This window comes from Bacteroides sp. D2 (genome assembly GCF_025147085.1).
Lineage (GTDB): Bacteria > Bacteroidota > Bacteroidia > Bacteroidales > Bacteroidaceae > Bacteroides.
Genome location: NZ_CP102261.1, coordinates 1,610,093 through 1,627,766, shown reverse-complemented (window position 1 = coordinate 1,627,766; position 17,674 = coordinate 1,610,093). Strand labels below are relative to the sequence as shown.

General features: G+C 43.6%; 12 protein-coding genes. 2 read left to right on the top strand and 10 right to left on the bottom strand.

Annotated features, from left to right (window positions below):
• Window positions 1–134 precede the first annotated feature (134 nt).
• The gene (locus tag NQ505_RS05605) at window positions 135–2,990 is read left to right on the top strand and encodes a hypothetical protein (RefSeq protein ID WP_009001233.1); all 2,856 of its coding nucleotides are present in this window, start codon (window positions 135–137) and stop codon (window positions 2,988–2,990) included.
• Between the two features lie 241 nt (window positions 2,991–3,231).
• On the opposite strand, the gene NQ505_RS05600 is transcribed toward NQ505_RS05605, so the two are convergent.
• The 3 genes from NQ505_RS05600 to NQ505_RS05590 form a co-directional block, all read right to left on the bottom strand.
• Window positions 3,232–4,998, bottom strand: coding sequence for a CotH kinase family protein (locus tag NQ505_RS05600; RefSeq protein ID WP_032854052.1), 1,767 nt, complete (start codon window positions 4,996–4,998; stop codon window positions 3,232–3,234).
• 79 nt (window positions 4,999–5,077) lie between these two features.
• Window positions 5,078–6,025 (bottom strand): cysteine synthase A, encoded by a 948-nt coding sequence (gene cysK / locus NQ505_RS05595; protein WP_009001235.1) that lies wholly within the window; start codon window positions 6,023–6,025, stop codon window positions 5,078–5,080.
• 147 nt (window positions 6,026–6,172) lie between these two features.
• Window positions 6,173–6,976, bottom strand: coding sequence for an alpha/beta hydrolase (locus tag NQ505_RS05590; RefSeq protein ID WP_009001236.1), 804 nt, complete (start codon window positions 6,974–6,976; stop codon window positions 6,173–6,175).
• 203 nt (window positions 6,977–7,179) lie between these two features.
• Between NQ505_RS05590 and NQ505_RS05585 the strand changes: the two genes are divergently transcribed.
• Window positions 7,180–9,315, top strand: coding sequence for a TIM-barrel domain-containing protein (locus NQ505_RS05585; RefSeq protein WP_009001237.1), 2,136 nt, complete (start codon window positions 7,180–7,182; stop codon window positions 9,313–9,315).
• 153 nt (window positions 9,316–9,468) lie between these two features.
• Here the strand turns inward: NQ505_RS05585 and NQ505_RS05580 are convergent, their stop codons facing one another.
• The 7 genes from NQ505_RS05580 to NQ505_RS05550 all read right to left on the bottom strand — a co-directional run bounded on the left by NQ505_RS05580 (window position 9,469) and on the right by NQ505_RS05550 (window position 17,639).
• Complete coding sequence (locus NQ505_RS05580; RefSeq protein WP_009001238.1) at window positions 9,469–10,365, bottom strand: heparin lyase I family protein; 897 nt, start codon at window positions 10,363–10,365, stop codon at window positions 9,469–9,471.
• Between the two features lie 4 nt (window positions 10,366–10,369).
• On the bottom strand, window positions 10,370–11,359 hold the full coding sequence (locus NQ505_RS05575; RefSeq protein ID WP_009001239.1) for an alpha/beta hydrolase: 990 nt from the start codon (window positions 11,357–11,359) through the stop codon (window positions 10,370–10,372).
• A 27-nt stretch (window positions 11,360–11,386) separates the two neighbouring features.
• Window positions 11,387–12,589, bottom strand: coding sequence for an alginate lyase family protein (locus NQ505_RS05570; RefSeq protein WP_009001240.1), 1,203 nt, complete (start codon window positions 12,587–12,589; stop codon window positions 11,387–11,389).
• Between the two features lie 225 nt (window positions 12,590–12,814).
• A complete protein-coding gene (locus NQ505_RS05565) occupies window positions 12,815–13,567 on the bottom strand; it encodes an SDR family NAD(P)-dependent oxidoreductase (RefSeq protein ID WP_004324067.1) in 753 nt (250 codons plus the stop codon).
• Between the two features lie 22 nt (window positions 13,568–13,589).
• Window positions 13,590–15,056: an MFS transporter gene (locus NQ505_RS05560; protein WP_004324068.1), complete on the bottom strand. Its 1,467-nt coding sequence runs from the start codon at window positions 15,054–15,056 to the stop codon at window positions 13,590–13,592.
• A gap of 4 nt (window positions 15,057–15,060) precedes the next feature.
• Window positions 15,061–15,405, bottom strand: coding sequence for a cupin domain-containing protein (locus tag NQ505_RS05555; RefSeq protein WP_004324069.1), 345 nt, complete (start codon window positions 15,403–15,405; stop codon window positions 15,061–15,063).
• Window positions 15,406–15,431: 26 nt separating this feature from the next.
• On the bottom strand, window positions 15,432–17,639 hold the full coding sequence (locus NQ505_RS05550; RefSeq protein ID WP_009001241.1) for a heparinase II/III family protein: 2,208 nt from the start codon (window positions 17,637–17,639) through the stop codon (window positions 15,432–15,434).
• Window positions 17,640–17,674 lie beyond the last annotated feature (35 nt).

Sequence of the window (17,674 nt, the reverse complement as noted above, 5' to 3'; positions counted from 1 at the left end):
ACTACGTTTTTAGTACGTTTATCGCTTACAGACACTTATTTCAGCATGTTTTTTCGGTGATTTGGGATTTTTTAATAAATTGGTATTATATTTGGAATTATTTTTATTCAAAATATAGAGGAAAAAATGATCCTATGAAGTACACCCGTTTTATATATTTATTTATTATTCTTACAGAAGGATGTTTATTCCCGGCAATAAGTCACGCATCTACATTCATGCCTATTGTTACCAACTATACTGCCAAAGATTACCAGGCGGGATTACAGAACTGGGCTTTAGCTCAAGGAAAAAATGGAGAGATGTATATTGGCAATAACACTGGATTGTTATGTTTTGACGGTTATACATGGAGTAAATATCAGATGCCCGGTAATCAACTTGTTAGATCTATACTCATTGATGGCGACCGTATTTATGTGGGAACATACGAAGACTTCGGCTATTTCAGCCGTAACTCTCTCGGTATACTTGAATATACCTCATTATGGAGCCAGCTCAAAAATATCAAAACCCACAACGATGAAATATGGAATATACTCAAAATAGGCGAATGTATTTATTTCCAATCATTCAGTTCATGGTTTAAATACGATGGAAAGAAAGTAACCGCCCATTATAACTCCCAACACCTGCCACTGTATTTTCATCAAGCCAATGGACAAATCTATGTACAGATGGTCAATGGTGATTTTTATCTCCTGGAAAATGATGAATATAAACTGCTGATTAAACGCAAAGCACTAAAGGATGATTCTGTGGTCGCACTCATTCCCACAGCAGGAGGAAAGATGATTCTATGCACCGAATGGAACGGACTTTTTGATTATGACGGGAAAACAGTATCCCCTCATCCTACTGCCATCGACAAGGAATTAAAAAGCCAGCAGATGAATCGTGCCATAATGATTCCATCAGATTCAACAATTGTACTCGGAACTATCCGTAATGGTATTTATGCCGTTGATAAAGAAGGGAAAGAGAAGTGGCATTATGACATGGACAACCGGTTATACAACAATTCCGTATTACGACTATTCTGCGACCGGGATAATAATGTGTGGGCGGCACTTGATATCGGTATTGCCTTAATCCATACCGGTTCTCCTTATTCCATTCTAATACCCAATCGCAATTCACAGTCGTTCGGAATGGTATATGGAGTTAATGCATTCAATAATAGTCTATATATTGCCACTAACCAGTCTGCCTGGTTATACTCTTTTGCAGACCAAACAATTGTTCCTATCCGAGGTACCGAAGGGCAAAACTGGCATATCAGCACATTTGATTCACAAATCCTGCTGGGAAACAATTTCGGAACTAAAATCATAACGGGAACTGTAGCCAGTAACATCCCTGAAACAGAAACCAGTAGCACGTGCCTGCGCAAATGTATAATTAATGGGCAGGAAGTTCTCATTGAGTCGTCTTATTATAACCTTCGGGTCTATCGCAAATATAATGGTAAATGGAGTTTTTCTAACTCAATTGACGGCTTCTGGAATCCGGTACGCCAGTTCGAAGTCGATCATAGCGGTAATATCTGGGCAGCACATATGAGTCTTGGGATCTATAAGATAGAACTTTCAAGAGACCTAAAAAAGGTGGAAAAGTGTACTTACATCAAGTCATTGTCAGACGAAGAAAATAATGCAAGCCTGATGCATGTCATGAAAATACGGGGAAGAGTCGTATTATCCGACAGTAAAAGAACGTATACTTATGACGATATCAATCAGCGCATCATACCTTTCGTCCAACTTAATTCTATTCTTAAAAACGGGATTAATATGGCTATTCCGGTAGATGATAATCTCTATTGGCTCACCGATTATCGAGGATATACCCTGATAAGATATGACAATGATAATTTTAGAATGGAGCGATTCATTCCCTCGTCTTTTTTCGGGCTTGAATGTAATGAAAACAATAATAATGTATATGTAAACGGTAACGTTACTTATTTCTGCCTCAATAATGGCATCGGGCGTCTTGATATGAATCTGAAAAAAGACACTTTACTGCAAAGGAGTTCTTTGCTCATTAGGGAAGTCACTTCTTTATCACAAGATCATCAATTGTATTTAATGTCTACATCTGCCCAAAAGAAAGATAATGAAAAAATATGGGGTGATATAACTTTCCATCTGTCTTATCCTAACTTCAATTGCGAACCCCTCCGTTTTTACTATCAACTCACGGGAAGCAGCCTGAATCTGGTATCAGAATCTGCCGATCCAGCCATCACATTTGGTAGCTTAGGGTATGGAGAATATCATTTTACAGCTTTAGTGAAAAATGTCGATGGGCAGGTGCTTAGTTCCGTAGAATATTATTTCAATAAACCACGCCCATTTTATCTATCTATATATGCCTGGATAATATACGCACTTCTTGCGAGTGTTATAGTATACTTTTACTCTTGCTGGCATGCTGCCAAAATGCTTAGAAAGCGCAATAGGGAGTTTGAGAAAGAGAAAATGAAACAGGACTTCAAGATGTTGGAACAGGAACATATCATTGCGCAACAACGCGAACAATTACTTGAAGCTGAATTGCAGGTTAAAAGCAAGGAATTAGCTAGTCTGGCTCTCGATGCCGTAGTTCAACGCAAAGCGGTCGAAAGTCTGAAAGAAGTTATGTCAGAGCAAGAACATAAGGGAATTATCAATCAGCATGATATAGACACTATATTGAAGCAGATTAATGGAAACCTGAATGAAGAGGAATTCTGGGATATTTACCACAAGAATTTCGATATGATCCATAAGAACTTCTTCCGTAATCTACGCAAACAGTACCCCAGTCTTACTGCCAGTGATTTGAGATTTTGTGCACTGTTACGGTTAAATCTTTCGACTAAAGATATTGCCCAGTTCACCAACCTTACTATTCGTGGGGTAGAGACGGCACGCTATCGAATAAGAAAGAAACTTGCCATTCCCGGGAATATTAATCTTGTCGATTTTCTTATTGATTTTACATAATATTCCAGCACAATAGCAACAGGATTCGCTTGGAAATCGGGTAAGATGTACTACTTAAGAACTTAAGATACCAATATTAATTCGTTCTTCTGCTAATTCTTATTCGTTCCATCCGGGTTTCCCTTTCGTTCCACCTGGGTGGGACTAAACAAACACCCAGGTGGAACGAACCATTCAATACACTAAAAGTTACTGTTGTTTTACAAACGGTTAAGTAGCTTTGTTAACCAGCGATCTTCAATCAATAACTATTAACTTCACTATCTATATAGTTCGCCCTATTTTTCAACCAGCTTTTCAACTCTGCAACTTTCGTATCGAATGAACGAGTGTTTTCCCATAATACACTATTTCTTTCAATAGAGGGTTTCAACATTACAGCATAATCATCGACATATTGCAACAAAGCATTTAATTTGTTCTTCTTGAAATCTTGCCAGATTTCCTTATATATTGTCTTTACACGACTATCCCGTAGGAAACGTTGGAAAAATGCAGTACCAACGCCATTCATACTATTAGAGAACAGCGGAATAGTATAGCTTGCGAAATGCTTTCCTTTTCCCTCATAATCATACGCCCAATCGAAATCCCAAATCGGTCCCATCACATATTTGCCATTTCCCTCTTTATGGAGGAAAATACTTTTAGGATGATTTATCTCCATGTTATGTACCAGATTAAAGGTTATCAGATATTTAGCTACAGACTCTATATCAATCATATCTACATACGTGTTGCCCTGTAATGGTTCTTTAGCAAACTGTGTCGCAAATGCATTAAAGTCTTTCTTCCAGTATTCAAACTGTTCTGTAGTCAAATCAGGGTCTTTCACCATTACCGGAAGATTGAATGCAGTTGACTTGAACCTCGGTTCATCATCAAAGTAAGAATCAAGTTCCCACATAACGCTATTTTTATCATCTAAATCCACACGGTTTTTCTTAACCTCTATCTGTTCGGTCAGCAGATAAGAGCCTTTGTATTTTCCATTCAGAACGACATCTACAGGAATTGCATGATTGGTAAAAGGAAGTTCCAGCAGTCGTCCAATCTTGAAAGCAACAGAGTTAAGCATTAATGTGGGGTCTATGTGATTCGCCAATAATACATAATTCTTAGCCTCTCCAAAACCACAAATCTCTGCTTTCTTGTTAAGTTTCAGTCGATAAGGCTTTTTAGGATAACCCCAAGTTGAATTCCCTCGTCCCTTTATCTCTGTTTTACCTGTATAACTTTCATAAAAGCTTTTCCCATTAACTGTCAGAGTTGCATTCAGATAAGAATCTTTACTTGGTATTTCTGAAATAGAAGAATCATCTGTAGTAATAGTTAGCAGAGGTATCAAGTCCAATAAAAATTCCATCCTTACAGTATATTGAAGAATGTCTCCATTCCGCATGACAAGCTTATAAACAACCGGAGAAGAGAAGTCATTCTCTGTTACGCCACTTACTTGCTCCACCTCATCTACTAAAACTTTCACGGCATTAGAACTAAACTCTGCCACCAACTTGGACTGTGGAAACTCATAAAGAGAAACAATCTTATTTCCCTCAATCAAACACGTAGCATCCGCTGTTAAAAAAGAGTTGTTCTTTTTCAAGAAACGGAAAGATGTAAATCCCGCCTTTTCTTCAAGCACAACTTTAACTGTATAGGTTTCTTTACTGCCGTCTTCCGCTTCTATAATAAAAGCCAATGGCTGGGAATAATCATTCAGAGTTACCCCAGACTCTTGTTCGATGCCATCTACCGTTATAGATTTCCCATCATATTCGAACGTGGCAACCAATGATTTCAAATCATCATACTTGTTCATTGACAATGTCAGCACATTCCCTACGATGAGAGCATTTACATCATTTCCGATTTTACCTTGATTATCACCTTTCAGAATAGAAAAGCTATTCAACTGTTTGGTAGAAGAAAGAGGAGAATCTTCGTCTTTACAGGCGGAAAACAGCAAGAGAATGGTTACTAGAATCCCTAAAGTCTTGTTTAACATACTATTAAAAAAATGGTTACCTGGCAAATATACGTTTTTACCAGGTAACCACAGGACTATTCTCTCTCTTTTTTCTTTTTTACAAAGGATATTCCTCAAAAGCATACAAAATGGTAGACAGATAACGTTCTCCAGTATCAGGAAGCAGAGCAACGATCATCTTCCCTGCATTTTCCGGTCGTTTCGCCAGTTCCGTAGCGGCATATACAGCTGCTCCTGAAGATATACCTACCAATAAACCTTCTTGTTTGGCCAGTTCACGACTCGTACGAATAGCATCGTCATTCTGCACCTGAATAATTTCATCTACGACAGAAGCTTTGTACGTTTTAGGAATAAATCCCGCACCGATTCCCTGAATCTTATGAGGACCAGGTTTTCCTCCCGACAGTACAGGAGAATCAGATGGTTCCACTGCCACTATCTTTATACTCGGATCACGCATCTTCAATGCCTCACCTACACCGCTAACTGTCCCGCCAGTACCTACACCGGCTACAAAGATATCGACTTTCCCCTCGGTATCTCTCCATATTTCCAGACCGGTAGTTCGTAAATGCATGGCGGGGTTAGCAGGATTCTCAAATTGTTGTAAGATGACAGCTCCCGGAGTTACACCTTTTAAATCTTCCGCTTTGGCAATTGCCCCTTTCATACCATCCGCACCAGGAGTCAGCACTAATTCTGCTCCTAAGGCTTTCAGAAGATTACGTCGCTCAATGCTCATTGTATCAGGCATCGTCAGAATCAGTTTATAGCCTTTCGCTGCTGAAACAAAAGCCAATCCCACACCGGTATTGCCGCTAGTCGGTTCAATGATCGTTGCTCCGGGTTGTAAGACACCTTTCGTTTCGGCATCCTCAATCATAGCCAATGCGATACGGTCCTTAACACTTCCCGCAGGATTAAAAGATTCAATCTTTACAATCAGACGGGCTTTCAAATCATTGTTTTTATTATAGTTACTAAGTTCCAATAACGGAGTATTACCTACTAGATCCGTCAATTTCTTTGCAATCTTTTCCATATATATCTGTTTTTAAATTTTCTTGTTTTAAGATATGACAAAGATAGTGCAGATTCTGTTCAGAGGAAATACCACAGATGTGGTAATTTCATACCACATCTGTCTGACTTTCGATCCAGATACTACGCCAAGAAATCCGCTCGTATATTATTTGAATCTCTTCACATAATCTACAATCAGATAACATGCCGGGCCGAGTACCTGACCATGGTCGAATCCCTGCATCTCATACAAAACGACTTTCTTATTGCCTATGCTTTTCAAGACTGCTTCCAACAGTGCATTTTCTTCATATCTTGCCGCCATCTCCAGATGCTTGTCACCCGTTATCAATACAAGAGGGGCTGTTTCCTTGCGGGCCTTATTTACTGGAGCATATTCATCAACCACCGGAATACCGTCGGGCAAACCACGTTCCTTGCGAATTGTGAAATGGGTTACTGTCTGACCACTGACCGGAAGATAAGCAGCTACGCTATCAGCATCTGCTCCGTATGTTGCCATATACTTTTTATCCATTGCCAGAATCAACGAAAGATAACCTCCCGCAGAATGACCGGAAACAAAAATGCGATCCTTACGTCCACCGTACTTCTCGATGTTCTTGAAAACCCATGCCACAGCTTCAGCCGCATCTTCAATATAAGTCGGATTTTTCGCCTTCGGACTCAAACGATAATTTACCGCCACTACGGCAAACCCCTGTTCCGTAAATTCTTTAGGAATAAATTTATTCCCACCTTCCATGCCACCACCGTGGAACCATACGATCGTTGAGAAACCCTTCTTTTTTTCGGGATAATAGATATCCAGTTTACAACGTTCCAAACGATAAGTATCTATTTCGGAACCGGATACATAAGATATATCCTTGTCTGTACGATAAACAGTCTGTGCCTGAACAACACAAACACAAAGCAAAAAGAGAAGAAGAAGACAATTCTTTTTCATGTTTTTTATTTATTTCAGTTATGAATAGTCATGGTTCTAATAAAATGCAATATTACAAAATTCTGACAAGAATAGAAAAGAAAAGATTTAAAAGAGTAAGAGCGTAAAAATCTCACAATTTTTATTTATGTTTATAACCTTACTTAGTGGAAAGAACGACATAAAAAGTCTTATATAAATAAAATCATAATAGATCAACGACTATGAATAAACTATTAATTTACCTTTTTCTACTTACAACAGGACTCTTGTCCACCGCGCAAGTATTTGCTCAAAAAGAGATTGCTCCGGGAGTTATCAAACTGGAAAAGGGGGAGATCGATACCTTCACCCCCTATTCGTTGTTCGGTGGAAAGCCCATCATTGAGGCAATGAAGTCACTTCCTACAGCCAAGTTGCCTTTCGACACCGAAGAAGTACAAATAAAGATAACCGACCGGGGATGCCTGATAGAAGTCCCCCTGGAAGACTATGAACAAATCTATGGCTTCGGACTTCAATTCGAAACCTTCGGCCAGCGCGGTTTACGCAAATGCCCGATAGTGAACGATAATCCTTTGAACGGACTCGGATATACACATGCCCCGCAGACATTCTATGTCTCCACCAAAGGTTATGGTATCCTCGTCAACACAGCACGTTACACTACATTCTTATGTGGTTCCAACCAGAAAACCCGACAAAGCATGCAGAGCACGGAGGTCCGCAAACCTATCTCCACCACTACGGAAGACCTGTATAAGAACAGAAGCAACGGAGACAAAGTCTTTATCGACGTCCCCGGTGCAAAAGGTATCGAAGTATTCATCATCACCGGACCGGAATTGCTGGATGTGGTGAAGAGATACAATCTTCTTTCCGGTGGGGGATGCCTCCCTCCGATGTGGGGACTCGGATTCAAATACCGTGTGAAAGGAGACGCCACACAAGACTCTGTCATGCGTTTTGCCAATTACTTCCGTAACAACAATATTCCATGTGACGTATTAGGACTCGAACCGGGATGGCAAACAGCTACTTACTCCTGTTCTTACATCTGGAACAAAGAACGATTCCCACAACACAAAGAAATGCTAACCCGGCTCCAAGAGAAAGGCTACAAGGTCAATCTATGGGAACACGCTTACGTGCACCCTACTTCTCCTATCCGGAAAGAACTTGAACCTTACTCTGGCGACTTCCTTGTATGGAATGGACTTGTACCCGACTTTATCAAACCGGAAGCACACAAGATATTTACCGGCTATCACCGTACACTGATAGATGAAGGTATCTCCGGATTCAAACTGGACGAATGTGACAACTCGAATATTTCATTCGCCTCTGCCACCTGGTGTTTCCCAGACTTGACTCAATTTCCTTCGGGCATTGACGGTGAAAAGATGCACCAGATATTCGGCTCTCTCTATGTAAACGCTATGGACAGCATCTACCGTGCCAAAAACACCCGCGCTTACCAAGATTACCGTTCATCCGGTATGTTTATGTCTCCACGTAGCGCCGTGCTCTACAGTGATACATACGATCCCAAAGAATACATCCAGGCGCTCTGCAACTCTGCATTCGGCGGATTGTTGTGGTGTCCCGAAGTACGCGAAGCTCACTCTGCCGAGGATTTTTTCCATCGCCTGCAGACTGTGATTCTCTCCCCACAAGCTATGGTTAACGCATGGTACCTGCAATATGCCCCCTGGCTACAATTTGACCGCGGAAAGAATGAGCGAGGAGAGTTTCTGCCGGAAGCAAAACAATACGAAGAGTATGCCCGCACGCTGATTAACCTTCGCATGGAACTGATACCTTACCTTTATACAGCTTTCCGCACATACCAGCAAGAGGGAATACCTCCTTTTCGCCCGCTGCTGATGGATGATCCCAAGGATGAACGTCTGCGCACCATCAGCGATCAATACATGATTGGCAACGGAATGATGGCTGCTCCCCTATACGAGAATAAGAAATCACGGAAAGTTTACTTCCCGGAAGGAGTCTGGTATAACTTCAACACCAATGAAAAGTACGAAGGTAACCGTGAATATGAGATAACGACCGAACTTAATCAATTACCACTCTACGTACGTCAAGGAACGTTATTGCCTCTTGCCGAGCCTATTCCTTATATAAATACGCAGACCGTATTCAACCTGAACTGCAAAATATACGGCACTCCCACCGCTACTTGCCAACTTTTCGAAGATGATGGTGTAAGCTATGATTTCCAGAAAGGGCAATTCAATCAGGTTACGTTGAATGCAGCTAAGGGAAAGGTCAAACTTACAAGAACAAAAGGCTACAAGATTAAGAGATACCAGCTCAAAGGCTACGAATTTATCAACTAGAGCATGTCTTTTTAAGAAGATATACTTACTATATAACTTTCTTGAAAGGACATTTTCACCAGGGACACAATACGACAATCTCCCGCCCGAATATGTACCCGAAAACACATTTCCAGACAGGAGATCCACCATTATAGACAACAAAGTCCCTCTCTAAAGTTTCTTGATGGAGAAATCGGCAAAACGGATTTCTTCATCGCGCAACTGGTCTTGCCAGCTACGGTTCTCGCCCAAATAGCGGTAGATACCCCATTTGGGGCGAAGTCCCGTACAATCGGTGCGCCACATATCCATCTTTTGGGGATCGAGTTTCAAGAGAACTCTCCCGTCTTTCACGCGCGTGATGGTTACTTCATAAGAACCATCCTCACCGAAACGGGCTTTCTCTTCCACCTCTACCCAGTTACCGAGGAAGTCGGCCAAATCCGTGCTGGCAATAGTCGTAGTACTCTCGCCACGCTTGTCATAGCGCACACGTAACTGTTGTCCGCCCTTACTATTCGAATAGGCAGTCAGTGTGATGAGCGGAGAGCTAACGTCTGCCGTACCGGATGCGTTGTCGATACCTTTCAACTGGTGAAGATGGGAGAATTTGGTAGTTGTACGAAATCCTGCCGGCAAACAGAATTTCCAACGGAACACCATTGTCTCTCCTTGCTGGCCAACAAGGCTTTGCGGAGATTTATTATCTGTTTTTATTTCATTCCGCTGACGGTCTGTGATATTCGGCAGACTGCGGTCGTCGTCTATCGTAGCATGAATAAAAAATGCGAATACATATTTGTTCAACTGATTGTCACGCACCTGCTGAATATGCTGGAAATGCTCCGTTTTATGCTCGCGCGAAGAATCGGGAGCCTCGTGGTTGTAGCCCGATCGCTTTATCAAGTCGTACGTTTTCGCGCTGTTGCCATCGGCTATTAATGAACCGTCCACTTGCTGTTCCGGTTGTCCAGGCTTCGGCTGTTCCTTGTCGTCTATCACTTCGGATGAACTATTGGAGCAGGCAATAAAGGCAAAGAGGGCTAAGAATAAGATTCCTGTTTTCATACGTTTATTTCATATAGGTAGTCAGGAAATCGACAGACTTGAAGAAAATCTCTTCCATCTTATCAGAAGTCTTTGAACTTACGTTGTGGTCATAATACTTATATGTCAGCAGGTTGCAGACGCCTCCTTTTTTCTTTAGTGCCGATGCAAACATTTCACTTTGCTCACACTCTACCGTCACATCACACGTGCCACATATCAGCATGGAAGCAGGGACGTTCTTCTTTGGAATGAGATTAATAGGAGATGCTTCGCGCAGGACTTTCGGGTTCCGGTCACAGAAATAAGCGATGCGTTGAGCATCTTTTGTCTTCATGGTGATGGCAGCCTTTTCCAGATCATAGATACCGGAATAGCCGACAAGTGCTTTCGTTCCGGGAACAGTCATGGCAGCAACTGCCGCCAGGTGTGCACCTGCAGAAGTGCCCAGGAAGCCGACACAAGCAGGATTTACATTCAATTCGGCAGCATGCTCCTGCACGTATTTCACAGCATCCAGAATATCTTGAATGGAGACTTTCACGGTTGCGTCGGATTGCGGTGCCAGTGTATAAGAGACACGTACACCTGTAATACCCTTTTGCTTTGCCAGGTATTGAGACAGAGATCTGGACGAACCATTATCTCCACGTGCCCATCCACCTCCGTGGATGTAGACCACGAACGGAGCGGGCTTGTCAGTCTCCGCAAAGTCTACTGTGAGTATCAATTCATAATCCTTATGTTTCTTATATACAATGTCTTTGGTAGTCACTCCCTTATAGTCCTTGCTTTTCAGGCGGTCCGGCTGATAGGTATAAGGCACCATCACATCGGGAATGGTATTCACATCGATAAACTTCGCATATTTCTTTGCATACAGCAGCGCATAGGAGCCGTCCTCATTCTGCGTCATCTTCATGCCATAGCGATTGGAAAATTGCTGCGGTTGCGCTTCCTGGGCAAGGCAAAAAAGCGGCAGCATACACAAACATAAAATCAGTTTCAATTTCATGATATCACTTCATTAGGTGGGATAATCTTATTTCTTCTTTAAAATTAGATATGGTATCGTTTCTACATCCGACGTACTGTATTTCAGTCCGATGCGCTTTGCCGTATCTATGTACTTCTGATTGCCCAATGCCGTTCCCGCTTCATAAAGAAGAATGGCGGCACGCGACTGGTCGAATGGTTTAATCTGCTTGAACTTCCAGCTTTCGGGATTCATATAATAAGGATACAGGTAGTCTACTGCCTGCGAAGCCACTTTGCCGTTGGCGGCCGGAGTATTCCACAAGTTGATACCTATCTGGCTGGTAATCTGATTGGCTTCCATCAGAGCTTCGAGAGCGAAAGTTGAATAATGCAAGGAGAGCGTCCGTTCCAGTTCTTGGGGTAGTGAGCCGTCATCGGCAATCTGTGCACCCATTTTGGGGAGGATGCTTTGCTCGGCTACTTCACGGATGCGGTCGGTGCGGTCCAGATAGGCGAGTACCATCAGGTGAATGGCTTCGTACCACAGGCCATGATTGTTGGCAGCATGAGATTCTCTTTGTCCCTGTGTGCTGTTCTCCATCCAATAACAGAAAGCGGTAGCCCAGTCATCGAGCTTTTTCTTGTCCGAGGCAGTCCAGCTTTTCGAGCTTTCTATCAATTTGGCAACTCCCAGTGCACGACTGAAACGACGGGAGTCAATGAAGCCCGAACCACGCATATTTTTCATTCCCGGAACGGATTGTGCATAAGTCATATTGGGGTTCATACCCAATTTCGGGTCGGTAAACCATGTTCGTAAATGATCGGCACAGGCTTTGGCGTAGACTTCTTTTCCGGTGATGTAATAGAGTACGCCCAAACAGTAGGCAGCGTCGCCAAAACGGTTGGCATTCTCACGTTCAGGGTATTCATAAACTTCCGGGTTGCGTTCGCCATCCTTACGGATATAGGGAAGCCCATCTGTCTTCGTGGAGTCCGGCCACCAGTATGGGGATAGAGTCATATAATCCCGGGGGTCCTTGCTGGGAGGTAATTTCTTTTTAGCTGTTACCGACAGAGGAGACATCTTTATATATTTCTCTGCCGCCTTTTCCTGTAATTCGATGTACTGGGTCACCTCTTTATCGCCTTTCTGATAATCGGTCTTCAGCTTCTCGAGCAATGTCGCATTAAACGGTCCCAACGGTGCCGCGTTCAGTACTCCCCAACAAAGGCATAGAGCCCATATAGCAAAGATTCGTCTCATAAATGTATTCTTTTAGAGTAGTGGAGATGAGTGGTTAAAATAAGATGTGTAATGGTAAGATTAATAGTGAAGCAAGTAAGAGGTAAGTTAGCAAAAAGCAGGTAATCAGGAAATAAGCAACCAAGCAGTAAGTAGTTGAGTATAAAATATTTGCTACTTAACTACTCACTACTTGATTGCTAAATCTTTACTACTTATACTAGCTCCAGATTCGGTGATTCTTCTTTAAGAGAAGAAACAACCACCGTTAATATCAATATTCGTACCTGTCAGGTAAGAAGATTCGGAGCAAGCCAGGAAGCAAACCAGTTCGGCAACTTCATCAGCAGTTCCCTCACGACGCAATGCGTAAGAGCCTTTCATACGTTCACGATTCTCCGGTGTATTGAAGCGGTCGTGGAACGAAGTAGCAATCGTACCCGGACAGATAGCGTTGCAGCGGATTCCTTGAGGACCGAGTTCTTTGGCCATAGAGCGAGTGAATGTCATTACGGCACCTTTGGCAGTTGCATACATGGAAGCTCCGTTGCCACCGCCGTCGCGGGCAGCCAATGAAGAGAAGTTTACGATAGAACCACCCTCCGGCATCATCGGAACTACCTCACGGGTACAAAGGAATACGGAACGCATATTGACATCCATCAGGAAGTCATACCAGTCTTCATCCTGTTCGGTGATTTTCTTACGGCCTACGATTCCGCCTACTACATTTACCAATACATCTACCTTGTCGCCAAAAGCCTTGTTGCACTCTGCAAAAAGATTCTTCACCGCAGCAGCTTTCGTCATATCACCCTGAACAGCGATTGCTTCACCACCCACGTTTTTAATCAATGCCAGTGTTTCCTGTGCATCGGCTTCATTATCAAAATAGTTCAAACAAACTTTAGCGCCTTCTGCGGCTAATTTTACAGATATTGCGCGACCCAGGTCACGTGCACCACCAGTTACAATAGCAACTTTTCCTTCTAATTTCATAATTGTCTTTTTTAAAATACGTTTATTTATTGATTTGTTTAATCTCTCCTACTGTCAGGAAGATGGAGCACAACGATAGTGGTACCAAAGCTCCCAACAGGCTGAATAATAAAATCCAGTTTGTAATATAGCTGGCAAAAAGAATAGCCAGAATTGTACCCAACACGGCCGAAGCACCTCCCAGACCTGCTAGAGAACCTACGGACTTGCCGCTATGCAAATCGCTCGGAATGGTCTGCAAGTTCGTCATGAAGAACTGGAAGCCTCCCAATACCAGTGCCATAAAGAGAATGGCAACCGGAGCCGTGGTAGACATGATAGCTGCCAGAATGGACGGAATAATTATAAATCCACCAATCAGCATGGCTGCTTTGCGGGCATAGTTCACAGTCTTTCCACGGTTTATCAGCCAACCGGAATACCAGCCCCCGGCAACACTTCCCAAAGCCGCGCCCACATAAGGCACCCAGGCAGAGAACGCCACCTCTTTTATATTCAGATGGAATACGTCGGCAAGATAAAGCGGCAGGAAGGTTACAAACATCCACCAGATAGGGTCGAGGAAGAATCGGCCGAGAATGACAGACCAGTTCTTTTTCACACGCAACAGTTCGCCCCAGCTCTTTCCTTTATCTTCTGTCTTTATCTCCTTTTCGGGCTGACCGCTTAGAATATAAGTACGCTCTTCTTCCGTAATCCAGGGATGCTCTTTCGGAGTTGCCTTATTGATTATCAACCAGGGAATCAGCCAAATCAATCCCAATCCACCGACTACAATGAAAGTCAGTTTCCAGCCAAAGGCGATGAACAGCATCAGAATGATAATCGGAGCAAGAATGGAACCGATGGAAGCTGCCGCTCCAAACAATCCCTGTGCAAAAGCACGCTCTTTCTGCGGGAACCATTCGGCATTACTTTTCGTAGTGCCCGGCCATGGGCCGGCTTCACCCAAGCCCAACATCATCCGGAAAAAGGTCAGTGAGAAGATTCCTCTGGAAAGAGAGGCCAGCGCATCCGCCGCTCCCCATACCAGCACACTCCAGAAGAAACCTTTCCGGCATCCGATTTTATCGTACAACTTGCCGGAGACAAGTTGGCTGATGCCGTATGCAATCATAAAGAAAATCGTAATCAGGCCGAGAATGTCTTTCGCTTTCTGCGACGCATCGGGATCGTTACGGTCTATCAGACCGAGGTCGATGGCGATACCCTCGCGATTGGTGACAAAGGTGACTCCGTTCTTCTCTTTCATCTGCACATTGGCTACGCTGACCGAATCGCGGTTTCCGTTGGCGGCTGTCAGGATATACTGGTCGCCCACCAATGCGGCGTGGTTGCCTTTATCGCTCAACGCCTCTGCCTCGGGCAGAAGACGATAGTCGATATTAGCCACCCACATATAGTTGAGCGTGCCTCTATCCAGATAATTGATGATGGTTATCAACATGATTAATCCGATAACCACCCATCTAAGTCCTTTTACTTTCATGCGCCTAGAGGTTTAAGAAGTCTGCACGCACGGGACTAAAAGTATCAATCAGAATACCAGCTTCCAGGCAAACGCATCCGTGCCATTCATCCGGTGCTACGTAATAACCATCTCCGGCAGAAAGAATTTCTTTCTTATCGCCGATGGTGAGTTCGAATTTGCCGCTCACCACGTAAGTGGCCTGGCTGTGATAATGCTCGTGCATGGTTCCTACCGCACCTTTATCAAATTTCACTTTGACCATCATCAACTGTCCGTCATACGCCATAATCTGACGATTGACACCCGGAGCGGGGTTTTCCCACTTCAAATCTTTCTCAAACTGAAAAGTTTCACTACATGTTTTCATACTTTCTATCTATTAATGGTTTGTTCTCATTTGGCAAAAACTCCGCAACGACCGTTCCAGTCGTAATTCTTTCCTTCGACGGACAAGTGATGTTTATTCTCTTTGCTTTCTTCTGCGTTGGCCAGACAGAGTGTTACGGAATGTCCACCTTTATATATAGCTTTGATAACGGTGTATTCGGCCGTATCCATCACCACTTTCACTTCCTCGCAGGAGGATGTCAGATTGTTGGAAGTCTCCATCACTACGTCATAATCTCCATGCGTTTCGATGGAAGTAGCAAACGTGTGATTCTTCTGTTCTTTTTCTCTGATTAGAAACGCTGTCTCGTTTCGCAAATTGAAATCCGGATCATTGGCTCCCAGGCGAAGCATCTTTAGCTCTGTCTGGGGAGTGGTGGCCGCACTAATGGTATAGAGGCGGTTGTCCTTGACAAAAGTGAAACTGGAGGTGTTCGTTTTCTCATTCTGTCCCCAGGCTTCCAGCCACAGATGCTGATAACCGTTCTTTGTTCCGAGGGTTTGCAATCCGTTGCTTGCTTTGGTATATGGGAAATTCAAAGAAACGAAGTGCCCGTTATACCATAGCGGATAGTCGTATTGGTGTTCCTTGTCGGAGTTAGCCTGCAACACGTCCAGTATCAGCGGGAATTGCAGGAAAGGAGTAGTCACATACACTAATGTACGTTTCATTTCCACTCCAGAATATGCATTGGTTTCTTTGGCTACCATCACTTGGAAATGATCTCCGTTGAAATCACTGTAAATGATGTCCGAATGATAACGGGAAGACACTTTTATATCGCCACCGAAATTAGACGTTTCATCGACCACCAGTGTGTTGTGTGCAATGGTCTGTTTGGCAAACGATTCGTTCTCACGTGTGTAATGTCCCTTATTCTTGGCTTCGATATTGAGAAAACGGGAAGCTCCGTAATCTGTCAGAATCTCGTTTCCATTATCGTAATAGGCCATTGTGAGTTTATCGTAATGTCCGTGGCTAAGGCCATGAGAAGTGGCTTTCAGGGTCAGGGCACTATTCAGTTTAGGGTCTGTCGAGCGAATCACGGCAATGCCTCCCTCGTCTCCTTTGCGTCCGTCGCGGAACACGCTGCTGCGATATACGATTGGAGCAGCTTCGCCACGGGCAATATCACGAGCTACCCGGAAACCGCCGATTGTAGGCAGATAAGTATGCTGGTATTCGTTCGCTACGGAGAGCAATGATTTATCCGACGGATGGACATTGTATAGAATATCTGCAGCGTAAACCAGTTCCTGTGCGGAAAGTCCTTTCAGCAGGGCATCGTTGATGTGGAAGAATTCTCCCTCATAAGATAGCTGTATTAACGTGGAAAGTGCTTTTGAGAGTATGCTGTCGCGATAGCTGAAGATTTTCAGCTCCGGCAATTTGTTTTCAATGCATTGGGCGAAGATGACGAAAGGCCAGATGGCATAACGTTGATAGTAGGCCCCCTCTGTGAAATAGCCATCGGGAGAGAATAGATAATCCATTTGACGGATGAATCCTCCGTGTTTGCCTGTTTCGTCGGAGCCATAAAGGGCTTTCTTCACGTAATCTTCACGATTCATGGCGAAACCAATCATACCTACGGCAGCCGTAGCCCAGGTGGCATGATTATGCATCTTGTTGAAAGTCTTATTGTTTGCATGGTTATCGCCCATACCATCCATGATGAAGTCCGCCATTGGGGCAAACAGATTCTTTTCGATGGTGGTGCGCTGCTTGGCCGAGAGTGTATGATAGATGCAATCGTATGCTACTGCTGTATGTACCAGCCATACACTTTCATTCAGTGTCTGCCAGAACAGGCGTCCGGGAACAGGGGAAAGTGATACGGGATGGAAACTCAGTGTAGGATAGAGCTTTGCATAGGCTTCCAGCATATCTGCTACGTAACGGGCGTATTTCTTGTCACCGGTCAGCTGATAGGCAACTCCGCAATGGAACATGGCATAATAGTTCGACTTATGCTGTTCGTGTACCACCCCGCCACCGCCATCTGTCGGAACGGGAACGGAGATAGGAGAATTCAACGCTGCGTCGGCTGCGCTCAATACTTCCGAGAGCGTTTTATCGAATGCAGGTACGGTTCCCTTTCCTTCCCTCATCTCGTTCACTTCTTCCTGTGTGAAAAGAAGAGACGGATGTTGGGCAAACGAAAGGAGACATCCTCCCAAGACCATGAATATACAAATAATAAGTTTTCTCATCTAATCATTATTTTCTTGTTCCACTTACGGTTACG